This window comes from Fibrobacter sp. UWB12 (assembly GCF_900142485.1).
In the GTDB taxonomy this organism is placed as follows: Bacteria; Fibrobacterota; Fibrobacteria; order Fibrobacterales; family Fibrobacteraceae; genus Fibrobacter.
Genome location: NZ_FRAZ01000007.1, coordinates 82187 through 95079 on the forward strand (window position 1 = coordinate 82187; position 12893 = coordinate 95079).

Below are 12893 nucleotides of genomic sequence, written 5' to 3' on the forward strand. Positions count from 1 at the left end.
TCCGCAAAAAAGAAAACTGACATCAATCGCACACACCACAATACACGAATTTGGTATATTGACAGCCATGAACGAGTTGACATATCTAAAACATCCGCTATTAGACCGTGATTGCCATGATTATATGGAAGCGATGATTATCGCCTGTGACGATATGGGTGTGGACATAAAGAAATACCATCCATTTCTAAAGTATTGGTTGAATCTAATCCAAACAGAGCCAAACGCCCATAACGCCTTCTTGTACGCTTTCAAATTTTTCAACCATAGCGAAAACAAGGGCCTAGAGCCGGACAAAGAAAAAGAGGCTAACGAATATCTAACAGACCTCAAGTTCCACCTAAACGATCTCGGCTTGGTCGGCGAAAGCATACGAAAGTTCATCGAATCATTCCAATCCGATGTTCCAAGGACTCAAATTAAAACAGAGTATATAGAATGGTTCCCAAAACCTAACAAGGAGCAATGGACTAAACCGGAGTATATCGTATACGCAAACATTTTTAAGTTTGCCTGGAGCGTGGCAAGACTTTGGCAACTATTCGAAAGCCGTGATGATAGCACTCGTATAAACCAGCTAAAGAATTTTTTATTCATTCTTTCTGAAAAGAAGTCTCCTATTGATTACAATTGTAAGGAAGCGCAAAATGTTCCAGATGAACTACATGATGCGCTAAAAACGCTCTCTCCAGAAAGCATTGATTTTTTTGACAAGTTCCTTTATTTCTTTTCTCCAGAACACTTAACAATAAATGAGATGTGCATGTTTTGGAAAAAGGCATGCATTTCGAGTATACAGGGGAAAACCGTTCAAACAGCTCTAAAGAATCCCCTAGACAGCATTTGGCTTCTCGGTCGTTTTTATTTAATACATTCTTACACGTTCAATTTTTTTAACGGGGAACGAGGTTTTACAGACAAGGCTTTCAAGCAGATTTACAATACTTCGAATCCCGAAACAATAAAGAAAGTAAAAAAGATTTGTCTAGATGAAATTGTAGAAAAAAAGAGAAAACAAAGGAAGCTAGAGTGGGGAGACAAAAGGATTTCCCTGTTTGAAGTTTGCGCGACAGTATGTAGCGACAAGGAATGGGAAAAGCTCGAAAAGCAATGTAAAGAGATTGACGAACAATATGAAAGTAATCCAAGTCGTGAATTTCTAGAAGCAGCCGAGTCGCACCGAAGCAAGAATACTTTTTTGAACGAATTTGATTTTTCTAACAAACACATAAAAAAATGGGCCGCAGAAGAACCAAAAAAATTCAACACTCTCATTGTAATGATATCTCTTTGCGAATCGTTCAAAAACCATGAAAAAGACGATATTGGAATTCTTAAAGACTGGACTAAAAATCCTACCCTTTGGGGCTTTGAAAGCAACCTAATCATATCCCAAGGCTTAAATCATGAAAAGAACTTGTTTCTGATAGCCTCGAACGATATTGATGCAGAATTCTTAAAAGACCTATTGAATATTCTTACAGTTGTTCTGCTTGTCATAGCCATTCAGAGGTTATCGAATTCTTGGTCAAATGAAAAAACGGTCCAAACAAATTCGACAACTTGAATTTTTTGTACCTACTTTTTGAAATTTGAAGAAAAAGTTTTCCGTTTTTTCAACTTGAAAAAACGGTGTCTTTGTGTTCCTCCTCAATTCATACTTTTTTAGAGATTCAAATCTATCTTTCCTTTTGCAATCAATCTTCGCAAAAGATTCTTGCACGAAGGTAATTCAGCTTTCGTTTTATCAAAGAGGTAAAATATGAAGCCCATTGATAATCATGCCAACCAATGCAATGCCAACAAGGGAACCACAGGATACAACGCGCAATATCAGGCCATGTTGGACAACCGTTCGCGCCAAATGAATCCGATGGATTCCAAATATCAGGGAAGCAAAAGATAATGTGTGCATGCACAGGCCGAAATGGCCAAAAAAAGAACCTCTATTATTCCGAAGCGGCAGCTCGCGAAGTAGCGACCGAACGAACCCACGCTACCGGGATCAGAATGTACACTTACAAATGCCCCTTTGGTCAAGGCTGGCACATTTCAGGACTTTATTAAAAGGAGACACTATCATGGCCCAACCACAAAACGACCCTAACGGAGCAGGATGGCCTCGTGGACACGGTGGAGGCACAGGTCCTTCCGGTGGTGGACGCGGGAATAACAATCCTCGCAAATAAAAAAATCCGTCTAACAGACTAGAATCAGCGAAAATTTCACATCTGGCTAAACGGACAATAAAAATATACAAAACAGGCGTCGTATTCTGCGGCGCCTGTTTCGCATTTTCAACGGAAACCCAGAAACCGTCAGATTCTTCCTTTTCTTTTTAGCAACGGAGTGAGAAGCCGTTCCAATTTATCATATAGTTTTTGTTCATGTTCTTTAAAACCGCATTCGCAGTTAGAGACTTGTCCCCAGTAATACATTGTTTCGGCTTCTTGTTCTGTAAATGTATAGTCCATTTTTTCTCCTTTACCGTTCGTTTAACTGACAATACAAGAATCTACATCCGTCAAACAAGCGCCGTCAAGGGGTCGCTTTGCTCCCCAAAACCACCCCATTTCAAATTGATCCACCGGATGTTTCACGCGCGAAACACGGGGCGTTTCGCGATGAAATACTGCGCTGAACAAATCGCAAAAAACAGCCTTTGCCCGAGATTTTTCGCATTTAACCCCACCCCAAATTGCTGTTTTTGAGCGAATTTCGACATTTTTGGAGCAGCAATCACAAATTTCCATAAAAATTTCTGCGCGAAGCGCGCTTTTTAAAAAAGTTGGCACGGCTTTCGCTTAAGGTAGGGTGTAAAACAAAAGGGCCAACGGTAAACGCCGAGCCCGCAACAAAAAGAGGTTAAAATTATGATGAACACACAGATCCTTCCGAACGCTTTCTATGGTATCCAGAATTTCATTGACAGCTTGAACGCAGCAAACGCACAGGGCGAAAGCACTTACACGCCGAAGGCTGACTACTACGAAACCGAAGGCGGCTTTGCTCTCGAAGTTGAATTGCCGGGCGTCAAGAAAGAAGATATGGACATCCAAGTTGAAAAGAATATTTTGACTGTCAAGGCCACTCGCGCCCGCAAGGACGAAAAGTTCACTTACGAACGCAGCTTCCGCTTGGCAGACGATATTAACACCGACAACATCAAGGTCTCCTTGGAAAACGGTATCTTGAAATTTGACCTTACCAAGAAAGCTCAGGCCGCAGCCCGCAAAATCACGATTGCCTAACCGGCAATCGGGCTAACGCCTAAAAAAATTCATAAGCTCCTTTTTCATACAACTCCTCCTTAGAACAACAAAAGGGTTCCCGACGTCTGCTGGGAGCCTTTTTTTTGATTGCCAAATTTTACTTTTTTTATTATCTTTTAAATTGAGAATCATTCTCAATTTCAGATTGTTTACTTTTTGAGAGATACCGTGTTTCATATTCTAGACAAGCTAATGGTCACTTTGGCGTTGCTCTACACAGAGCACCACATAGACCATCATTGCCATGGCGAGCACTGCCATACTTGTCACCATATACACCACTGTCTCAACCTTATTTCGGAATTTTGCTTTGAACTCGTCGAAGCCCCGATAGAGCTCATTTGCCGTTGTTTTCTTTTTAAACTGGTGCGGTTCGCGGTCATTGTTCTGCGGCCGATTACGCTCGTTTCGCAAAAAATCCTTTTATTGAATTAGACTAATTATCGTCAATAAGCGTCTGCGCTTACGCAAAAAATATTCAAATAAAATCACGGCTCAAAGCCTCTATTTACACATTTTAAAAGGATTTAAAAATGAAAAAAATTTCATTTTATTCTTTGTTGCTTTCCGTTTTTGCGGCAGCAATATTTTCACTCGTTGCTTGCAACGACTCCCCCAACAAAAAAGCAGAACAAACTAAATTCTCCATCGTCACAACAATTTATCCAGAATACGCGTGGACTAAAGAAATTCTCGGTTCACGCGCAGACTCTGTAAATCTCACGCTTTTGATGAAGAACGGTGTTGATTTGCATAGCTACAAGCCCACGGCACAGGATATTGCAAAGATTGCAAGTGCTGACATGGTTGTTTACGTGGGTGGAGAATCGGATGAATGGATCAAGGATGTGCTCGAAGCATCCCCGAAAAAAGGCCGTTCCGAAATTAATTTGATGGAAGCTCTCGGAGACCGCGTCAAGGCGGAAGAAGTTGTCGAAGGGATGCAGGCGGAACACGAAGAGCACGGGGAACACGCCGAAGAACATGAACATCACGACGAGCATGCCGAAGAGCACCACCATCATCACGACCAAGAAGAAGAAGTCGAAAACGATGAACACGTTTGGCTCTCGCTGAAGAACGCCGAAATTTTGGTACAAAAGATTGCAACAGAACTTGCAAAGAAAGACTCCGCACACGCAACGCTCTACACCGAAAACGCAAAAGACTACATCGCAAAAATCAAGGCTCTCGATAACGAATACCGCGCTACCGTCGACGGCGCAGCACGCAAGACAGTTCTTTTCGGAGACCGTTTTCCTTTTCGTTATTTGGTGGACGATTATGGCCTTAAGTATTATGCTGCGTTTGTGGGCTGTTCCGCCGAAAGCGAAGCGAGCTTTGAGACAATTGCGTTCCTTGCGGGGAAGATGGATTCTCTATCGTTGCCGTCCATTTTCACCATCGAAAAAGGGAACCAGAAAATCGCACGCGCCATTCTCGAAGCAAGCAAGAGCTCAAAGGAAGCACAAGTTCTTACCATCAATTCGATGCAATCGGTAACAGAACAGCAAATTGCCGAAGGCTTTAGTTACTTGTCAATTATGAAGTCGAATCTTGAAGTTCTGAAACAAGCGATCAAGTAATTGTTCAAGTAGAAAGGAGATGCCCGACTAAATCGGGCATGACAAGCTGAATGAGCAACAATAAACCTCTTATTAAATGCAACCAAATTACGCTCGGTTACGGTAACAAGAACATAGTCAATAGTTTCAATTACGAAATCAACACAGGCGATTACCTTTGCATCATCGGTAGAAACGGTTGCGGAAAGACAACGTTCTTGCGCGGGCTTGCTGGCGTATTGCGCCCCAAAGCGGGGAAAATCGAGCTTCGCGACAATTTACAGCGAAAGCATATTGGTTACTTGCCGCAAATTACGGTTACGCAAAAGGATTTTCCTGCTTCCGTCGAAGAGATTGTGCTTTCGGCATTTCAGGGTAAAAGTTTGCTGCTCCCGTTTTACGGTCGCGCCCTCCGGGAGCGCGCCAACGAATGTTTGGCGCTCACCCGAACCGAAAACTTGCGGAAAGCGTGTTTCCGCGAGCTTTCGGGTGGCCAAAAGCAGCGCGTGCTTTTGGCGAGGGCGCTCTGCGCCGCCGAACGCATGTTGCTATTAGACGAGCCGGTTACCGGCCTCGATCCTGAATCTTCACAAAATATGTATAATATCATCAAGGAACTTCACGAACAAAAGAAAATGACAATCGTGATGGTCACGCACGATGTAGAAGCCGCAACAAAGTACGCCACGCGGGTATTGGATTTTAACACCATGTTCAACAATTAATCTGTAAACGGTCACTCAATGCATCTCGTCATTCTGAGAAGCGAACCGCTTCGAAGAATCCAGTCATTTTTTCCATTGGATTCTATCGGTTCAAGGCCGGAATGACATTAAAAAATTCCACTTTCTATTTCAAATGCTCGACACTCTATTATTCTATCTCGACTTTCCGTTCGTACGTTACGCGATTATCGTCGGTACGCTTATATCGCTTTGTTCATCGCTCTTGGGAGTAACGCTTGTTCTCAAGCGTTATTCTTACATTGGCGACGGTCTTTCGCATGTGGCATTCGGAGCGCTCGCCATTGCCGCAGTCCTGAAAGTCACAAATAACATGTTCATTATTTTGCCAATAACTGTCACGGTTGCTGTACTGCTCCTTTGCGGCGGGAAAGACGCCAGAATCAAAGGTGATGCAGCCATTGCAATGGTCTCAGCGGGGGCTCTCGCCATCGGCTACTTGCTAATGAACATTTTCTCCGCTTCTGCAAATGTCGCAGGCGATGTTTGTACAACGCTTTTCGGTTCCATGTCCATTCTTACGCTCAAGCCGACAGACGTTTATCTTTGCGTAGCCCTTTCTATTGTAGTCCTCATAACGTTCGTACTTTTTTACCACAAGATTTTTGCCATCACCTTTGATGAAAATTTTGCACATGCTACAGGCGTAAACGTTAATTTATTCAATTTAATCATCGCCATTATTATCGCGGTCATCATCGTCCTTGCGATGAACCTCGTCGGCGCACTTTTGGTCTCCGCACTCGTCGTATTTCCGGCACTTTCTGCCATGCGCGTTTTCAAGCGTTTTTTCACGGTGACCGTTGCTGCAGCCGTTATTTCGGTAGTCTGCTACCTCGCAGGAATTCTCGTTGCCATTTTGGCCGGAACTCCCGTCGGTTCTACGATTGTAGCCATGGACATCGCTGCGTTTTTGGTCTGTTATATAACAAATTTCATCCGTTGCAGGAGAGCATAACGTCATCCTGACCCAGAAGCGTAGCGATAGGGGAAGGATCCATAATTTTTTATCGGAGATTTTGATTTGCGCAAATTATTAACAATTCTACTTTTGCTTCTATTCACAACAGCAACATTCGCCAAGGAACACTCCAATCATGTTGACATTGACCTTTCTCGCATGAGCGCCACCATGGTCTATTCCATGGTTTATCAGATGGTAACCGAGCCGCAAAAGTTTGTCGGCAAGAGCGTCAAAATGAAAGGCGCTTTTTCGAGCTATCAAGACGAAGAAACCGGGCGACGCTTTTTCGGTTGCATCATAAAGGACGCACTCGCCTGCTGTTCACAAGGGCTCGCCTTCGAAACTGCAAAGCCTCGAAAGTATCCTAGTGAATACCCAAGCGAAGGTGCCTCCATCACTATCATCGGCACGTTTGAATTTGAAAAAGAAGAAGATGGAATCGGCTTTCCAATTATCAAGAACGCAAAACTTTTTAGATAAATGATTCGTCTATCACACATACGCAAATTCATCATCGTGCTGATTACGGCATGTCTTTTGGCAGTTGCCCAACACCATCACGATGATTTCGAGGAGCACGAAGACTGCCCCGTTTGCGCATTGATTCACGACGGATACAATCTAGACAATTTCACGCCTATCGCGGTCGTATTTTGGATTCTGTTATTTATTCTACAAGTGCAGTACGCCTCGCAAAATCCGCAGACTTTTGTTCATCGTTATAACCCTCGCGGCCCTCCCGCCATCAAGACTTAACTGGATCAGAATCCAAACAATTCCATAAACTTGTACAAAAAAAAATGTTGTTAAACCCTATCAACAACATTTGCAACCTTCTAGGCGCTTAGGCACACCTCCCTAAGCGTTTAGAAGCGTTGTCATTCTTCGCACACTTGTGCAAAAAACAAAGGATTTATAATGAAAAAACTCCAATTCTTGGCACTCGCCATTTTCGCTCTTGTGTTCGCCGCTTGCAGCGACAGCAATTCCACCTCCACCGATCAGCACGAACACTTCGAAGCCGAAGGCTGGAACCTCTACTGGCCCGATTGGAAACTTGCCTATAGCGTTTACCAGGGCAAAGAAGACAAGAGCCTCGAAACGCTCCGCGTCAATGCAAACTGCCTTAGCGAACATTTGACCGTCAAGTTCCTCGACGACGAAAAGAAAGAAATTTCTGCACCAAAGGACGACGAGCATTCTCTCGGCTGGAACATTGGCGACGAATCCATCCTCGACATCGAAGCATGTGGCAGCTGGGGATTCCACCTGAAAGGCGTCAAGGAAGGCGAAACAACGCTAACGCTCAAGGTCAAGCACCACGATCACGCCGACGCACGCACGCCGGAAATTCGCGTCATTGTCGACAAAGCCTTGAAGGCAGAAGATTGCCCGTTCCAGGACGATGACGATGATGAATAACACCCTTATTAGGGCTGTCATGGGGAGCCTCCTTTGCGGAGGCTTCCTTCATTTTTCTTTTGCCCAAGAATTTATCCAAGATTTAGGCAATTCAACAGTTGTCGCCGAACACTCTAGCGAAACAATTTTAAACGGCCTCCGCGAAGACGAAGTTTTAAAAGACGAAAAGCTCGACCGCAAAATTTCTACAACTATCGCAGAGACTATAAAAAACGAGCCCGACATTGCCATCCGTTCGATGGGCCCCGCCGCTGCACGCCCTGTCATCAAGGGGCTTTCAGGCAGTCACGTCACGCTTACCGAAGACGGTTCCTTTTGCGGAGACATGAGTACAACATCGCCCGATCACGCCGTCGCATCCGAAGTCCTGACCGCACACAAATTGCGCATCACGCGCGGACCACAAATTCTCGCACAATCTTTCGCCACCGCAGGTGGCGTAATTCAAGTAAATCACCATGACATTCCCTACGATGATTCGCTTTTCCACGGCTACATCGCGAACTACGCCGAAACTGGCCAACCGGGATTTGCAACCGTTATCAGCGCAAATGCAAGCGTTCACGGCGTTTCGCTCAAAGGTGAAGTTTCCGCCCGCAACATGGGCGACATGGAAACATCCAAAGGCACGCTCAAAAATACGGATATCGAAAACAGGAGTATTGCCATCGGCGCAGCTTACAATCTCGACCGATTCAAGTTTGGAGCCTCATTCCGTTCCTTCAATTCCGATTATGGCATCCCCGGCGGATTCATCGGTGGTCACCCCAACGGCGTAGACATTGAACTATCCAAACGCGACTTCACATTGCAAGGATTGTACATTCCAGCAGCACGCCCTGACACACTCAACGTTATCTTCCGTTACAATCAATACCACCACAAGGAATTTGAGACAAAGAAATACGTTGGCGCAGAATTCGCCGTCAATCAAGCAAACTTGCGCATTGAAAAATTCATCGCCAATAGCGGTCCATTTTTCGGTATTCGTCTCGGTACAGAACTCGACAGCCGCTCTGTCGAAATGGGCGGTTATGTCTTTACGCCTCCCACCAATTCTTACGCTGCATCGCTATTTTCCATCGCATGCTTGAACGGATGGGATGGTTTAGAAATCACCTTGTCCGCACGACTTGGAGGAGCATTTTTCAGACCACGCGAAAGCATCGTTGCAGACAAAGACGCTATTGAAGACCGCAATTTTGCGTTATGGGCATTCGCTGCCGAATTTTCACAAATCGTTGCTCCCGGGAAATTCCTGACACTTGATATTTTCCGCACCACACGCGCCCCGTCCATCGAAGAACTCTACAACCAAGGTCCGCATCTCGCCGCCTACACTTACGAACGTGGCTATCACAAACTCGATGCCGAAAGCGGTTACGGAGCAGAACTTGAATTTCGAGATTACGGCGAGCACTTCAACTGGCGAGCTTCAACGCACATCACATGGTTCCTGAACCACCTAGCACCACGCGCCACCGGCGACACCAACTGGTCACAACTTTTGCCGATTTACCAAGTCAGCGGCGACGACGCGCTTCTCATGGGTGCAAACGCATCCATTGAGACTTCGGCAGAGCAGGGATTCTATGCCCAAGCAGGCGCAAGTTATGTTTGTGGATTCTACCAGAACGAAAACTGGAGCGACATGCCACAAATTCCGCCGTTCCATTTTCATGCCGAAATGGCTTATATTTGGCAACACATCCGCGCAGGAATCAACACGGAATTTGCACTCGCGCAAAATCGCCTAGACCGCTACGAACAACGCACCCCCGGCTACATCACGTTCGGTACGCTCCTAGAATTCCATTGGGCGCTCACGCTCGCTAATTACAGCATCATCCTTCGTGGCGATAACTTGTTCAATGCCGATGTCCGCAATCACCTTTCGCGCCTCAAATCCGTCATGCCCGAAAAAGGCCGCAATATAAGCATTCTTGCGAAAGCGGAGTTTTAACAATACAGTCACCCCGCACTTGTTGCGGGGTCGCCATTCCCTATTACATAAAGCGCCTCCATATGGTCTTTCCCGTGCGATATTTGTATATTCTTTAGCGAAAAAAAGAAGAATTACGATGGCCGATAAAGAATTGCTTGATAAAGAAGTTTTAAAGACCGTTAGCCGCATTGAACTTTCTGTGCGCGGCACGCTCGACACCGTGATGACCGGAGCTTACCACAGTTCCTTCAAAGGCAACGGTATGGAATTCAGCGAAGTCCGCGAATACATGCCAGGCGACGACGTGCGTACCATTGACTGGAACGTGACCGCCCGAACCGGCACGCCTTACGTCAAAAAGTTCATCGAAGAACGCGAAATGACCATGCTCCTCATGGTCGATGCTTCTAGCAGTTCCGAATTTGGTTCTGGCAAGCAAATGAAAGGTGAAGTCATGGCAACGCTCACGGCTCTCCTCGCCTTTGCGGCCATCAAGAATAACGACAAGGTCGGCCTCCTCATTTACACCGACCAAGTCGAACTGTTCATCCCGCCCGAGAAAGGCCGCAAGCACGTATTGCGCCTCATCCGCGAAATTCTTTACTTCAAGCCGCAGCACCACGGCACCAACACACAGGTTGCGTTGGAATATGCCGGCAAGATATTGAACCGCAAAGCCGTGGTCGTTGTGATGAGCGACTTCTTGGACGAAGGTTTTGAAAATGCATTCCGCGTGTTGCGCAAGCGCCACGACGTTCTCGCCGTGTCCGTCGTTGACCCGCGTGAAATGGAACTCCCGCCTGCAGGCCTCGTAGAACTCGAAGACCCAGAAACCGGCGAAACGCTCCTCATCGACACCGGTGACGCCGCCTTCCGCGAAGCATTCGCTCGCGAAGCCAAACGTCAAGGCAAAGCCACCAAGGAACTCTTCCAGCGCATGTCGATCGACTTTGTCCGCATCGAGACGCACGACGACTTCAAGGAAACCGTCGCCCCGCTTATCGAACACTTCCGCCGACGCGCGAAAGCCGCAAGGATGTAAAGTAAGCGTGAAGTATGGGGTCGAGCTTCGCCCTTTGAGGTTGTGAGCAAAAATAATCCAGCAAACAAACCACGTCATCCAAGCACCCTGAGCATGCCGAAGGATCTATTTTTTACACTTTTCACCACGCCAATCCATTGGCGTGTTTTTTGTTATCGGCAAGAACGCACGGGCAATTTCGTCAATGCGTTTTGCATTCGACAAATCCCGCGGTTCCGCAGCCATGGCGTTCCCGATTTCAATACGGCGCTTGACGCCGTGGCGATAATCCAGTAGTGTAATATCAAACATGTAGCCGTCCCATATATCATACGGAACTTTTTCTTCTTTATAAGATTCAACAAGTTTTTTCAGTAGATGAATTTGAGAAACCGTTCTTTTTTCTGGCGACACATCGAACGGAATTTCTAACGCGAAAGGTTTCAAAATTTCGGCACAACATTCATAAAACTGACGTAAATTGTCGGCACCTCTCAATGGAGAATGATAAATCGTATCAATCTTTATAAAGAATTGATCATTAACGCCTTTTATCGACGCAGCGTCATCATTCGTTTTTAAAGCAATCCACTCGCAAATTTCCGTAGTGTCCTTAATTCCGCATATTTCTTTTGACGTACAAACAAAAGCAGAATCTTTCTTTACACGAAGTTGAGCAATTCGTTTATCATAAATTGTAGATTCAATCATTATATAATCATCAATCATTATATTCTTTTTTGCAAGTTCCATTCTAATTTCATAATCAAAGTCGTCCTGCTTTTCTGAAATAGACTCATCAACAATTGAACCGAAAGAAAACAACTTCGGAGGATAAGAATCCAGAAATGCGTATACGGAACACGCAGAGAACAACCCCGCGAGAAGAAGTAACCAGTGTCGCCCCCTACGAACATTGAAGAAATAGCCAACGACGCCACCGAAAGCATATATAAGCAGAGCAACGGAAATACGAATAAAATCATCAGCATCACCATTACTTAAAGTTTTCCAAAATACCCACGTCAAAAAAGCAAATGGAGAAACGCAAACTATTATTGGCAAAGTTAAAGTGACTCCGCGCCGCAATTTTTTCCATGGCTTATATTTGCAAATCACCACCAAAAACAATGCGGGAAGGAATAAAAACAACACATAAAACAAAACATCTTCGCTAACAAGCGAATGCAGCCAATTGAGGAAAACGATGTCTAAATAACGAGTCAATCCCACAAAAAGAATCCTCTATTCGTCGTTCCGATTACTTGTCATTCTGAACTCCGCTCCAGAGCGAATACTCTTTTTTAGTTCTTCTTTCACCCACTCCAAATCGCTATTCGTAAGCACCGGAATCAGCGTATTGATTTCTTCGATGGATTTGTCCCACCATTTGAACTTCAGCAAGAGCGAAGTCAGTTCTTCGTCAAAGCGGTAGCGGATTGTCTCCGCCGGATTCCCGACCACAACCGTGTACGGTTCCACGTTGCTTCCGACAACGCTATTCGCACCGATAATAGCACCATCGCCAACATGCACGCCCGGCAAAATCACCGCATTTTGCCCAATCCACACATCGTTCCCGATGACGGTATCGCCCTTGAACGGCAAATCGCTTTTTGCAGGCGGTTTCATATTCCAGCCTTCGAGCGTGTAGAACGGGAAAGTCGAAACAGCATTCATCTGGTGATTCGCGCCATTCATTACAAATTCCACACCAGCCGCAATCTGACAGAATTTGCCAATAATAAGTTTATCACCAATAAAGTCATAGTGGTGCGTCACATGACTTTCGAATTCCGAATCCGCGATGTACGTAAAATCTCCGACGATAATATTCGGATTTTTAACCGTAGGCTTGACATAGATTTCCTTTTCATAGCCTGCAATCGGATAAATTGTATTTGGATTGGGGATTTTTTCGCTCATACTCTAAATATATTTTAAAATTTGTCTATATTTTC

The 12893-nt window shown here is 45.2% G+C and carries 13 protein-coding genes; 11 read left to right on the forward strand and 2 right to left on the reverse strand.

Annotated elements, in window-relative coordinates; translation table 11 throughout:
* Positions 1-67 precede the first annotated feature (67 nt).
* The 11 genes from BUA34_RS11680 (at position 68) to BUA34_RS11745 (ending at position 10953) form a co-directional block, all read left to right on the forward strand.
* Complete coding sequence (locus tag BUA34_RS11680; RefSeq protein ID WP_139255936.1) at positions 68-1567, forward strand: hypothetical protein; 1500 nt, start codon at positions 68-70, stop codon at positions 1565-1567.
* A 195-nt stretch (positions 1568-1762) separates the two neighbouring features.
* Positions 1763-1906: an alpha-amylase gene (locus BUA34_RS11685; protein ID WP_072829813.1), complete on the forward strand. Its 144-nt coding sequence runs from the start codon at positions 1763-1765 to the stop codon at positions 1904-1906.
* A 967-nt stretch (positions 1907-2873) separates the two neighbouring features.
* Complete coding sequence (locus BUA34_RS11695; protein ID WP_072829817.1) at positions 2874-3251, forward strand: Hsp20/alpha crystallin family protein; 378 nt, start codon at positions 2874-2876, stop codon at positions 3249-3251.
* A gap of 554 nt (positions 3252-3805) precedes the next feature.
* Positions 3806-4858, forward strand: a complete 1053-nt coding sequence (locus BUA34_RS11710) for a metal ABC transporter substrate-binding protein (RefSeq protein WP_072829823.1) — start codon at positions 3806-3808, stop codon at positions 4856-4858.
* 50 nt (positions 4859-4908) lie between these two features.
* Positions 4909-5562 (forward strand): metal ABC transporter ATP-binding protein, encoded by a 654-nt coding sequence (locus BUA34_RS11715; protein ID WP_072829825.1) that lies wholly within the window; start codon positions 4909-4911, stop codon positions 5560-5562.
* Positions 5563-5695: 133 nt separating this feature from the next.
* Positions 5696-6538 carry a metal ABC transporter permease gene (locus BUA34_RS11720; protein WP_072829827.1) on the forward strand — a complete coding sequence of 281 codons (843 nt, stop codon included), beginning with the start codon at positions 5696-5698 and terminating at the stop codon, positions 6536-6538.
* 66 nt (positions 6539-6604) lie between these two features.
* Positions 6605-7024, forward strand: coding sequence for a hypothetical protein (locus BUA34_RS11725; protein ID WP_072829829.1), 420 nt, complete (start codon positions 6605-6607; stop codon positions 7022-7024).
* Positions 7025-7300: a hypothetical protein gene (locus tag BUA34_RS11730; protein WP_072829831.1), complete on the forward strand. Its 276-nt coding sequence runs from the start codon at positions 7025-7027 to the stop codon at positions 7298-7300.
* A gap of 162 nt (positions 7301-7462) precedes the next feature.
* The gene (locus BUA34_RS11735; protein ID WP_072829832.1) at positions 7463-7966 is read left to right on the forward strand and encodes a hypothetical protein; all 504 of its coding nucleotides are present in this window, start codon (positions 7463-7465) and stop codon (positions 7964-7966) included.
* Positions 7956-9929, forward strand: a complete 1974-nt coding sequence (locus BUA34_RS11740) for a TonB-dependent receptor (protein WP_072830003.1) — start codon at positions 7956-7958, stop codon at positions 9927-9929. The genes BUA34_RS11735 and BUA34_RS11740 overlap by 11 nt, the downstream gene beginning before the upstream one ends.
* 118 nt (positions 9930-10047) lie before the next feature.
* Positions 10048-10953 carry a DUF58 domain-containing protein gene (locus BUA34_RS11745; RefSeq protein ID WP_072829834.1) on the forward strand — a complete coding sequence of 302 codons (906 nt, stop codon included), beginning with the start codon at positions 10048-10050 and terminating at the stop codon, positions 10951-10953.
* 105 nt (positions 10954-11058) lie between these two features.
* On the opposite strand, the gene BUA34_RS11750 is transcribed toward BUA34_RS11745, so the two are convergent.
* Both BUA34_RS11750 and BUA34_RS11755 read right to left on the reverse strand, forming a co-directional pair.
* Positions 11059-12165, reverse strand: a complete 1107-nt coding sequence (locus tag BUA34_RS11750) for an MFS transporter (protein ID WP_072829837.1) — start codon at positions 12163-12165, stop codon at positions 11059-11061.
* A gap of 12 nt (positions 12166-12177) precedes the next feature.
* Positions 12178-12858: a CatB-related O-acetyltransferase gene (locus BUA34_RS11755; protein WP_072829839.1), complete on the reverse strand. Its 681-nt coding sequence runs from the start codon at positions 12856-12858 to the stop codon at positions 12178-12180.
* Positions 12859-12893 lie beyond the last annotated feature (35 nt).

Excerpts from the sequence above, each read along its gene's own strand:
- BUA34_RS11730 (WP_072829831.1), top strand. The coding sequence starts at position 7,025 with ATGATTCGTCTATCACACATACGCAAATTCATCATCGTGCTGATTACG.
- BUA34_RS11755 (WP_072829839.1), bottom strand. The coding sequence starts at position 12,858 with ATGAGCGAAAAAATCCCCAATCCAAATACAATTTATCCGATTGCAGGC.
- BUA34_RS11680 (WP_139255936.1), top strand. The coding sequence starts at position 68 with ATGAACGAGTTGACATATCTAAAACATCCGCTATTAGACCGTGATTGC.
- BUA34_RS11735 (WP_072829832.1), top strand. The coding sequence starts at position 7,463 with ATGAAAAAACTCCAATTCTTGGCACTCGCCATTTTCGCTCTTGTGTTC.
- BUA34_RS11710 (WP_072829823.1), top strand. The coding sequence starts at position 3,806 with ATGAAAAAAATTTCATTTTATTCTTTGTTGCTTTCCGTTTTTGCGGCA.
- BUA34_RS11720 (WP_072829827.1), top strand. The coding sequence starts at position 5,696 with ATGCTCGACACTCTATTATTCTATCTCGACTTTCCGTTCGTACGTTAC.
- BUA34_RS11740 (WP_072830003.1), top strand. The coding sequence starts at position 7,956 with ATGATGAATAACACCCTTATTAGGGCTGTCATGGGGAGCCTCCTTTGC.
- BUA34_RS11685 (WP_072829813.1), top strand. The coding sequence starts at position 1,763 with ATGAAGCCCATTGATAATCATGCCAACCAATGCAATGCCAACAAGGGA.
- BUA34_RS11695 (WP_072829817.1), top strand. The coding sequence starts at position 2,874 with ATGATGAACACACAGATCCTTCCGAACGCTTTCTATGGTATCCAGAAT.
- BUA34_RS11715 (WP_072829825.1), top strand. The coding sequence starts at position 4,909 with ATGAGCAACAATAAACCTCTTATTAAATGCAACCAAATTACGCTCGGT.
- BUA34_RS11745 (WP_072829834.1), top strand. The coding sequence starts at position 10,048 with ATGGCCGATAAAGAATTGCTTGATAAAGAAGTTTTAAAGACCGTTAGC.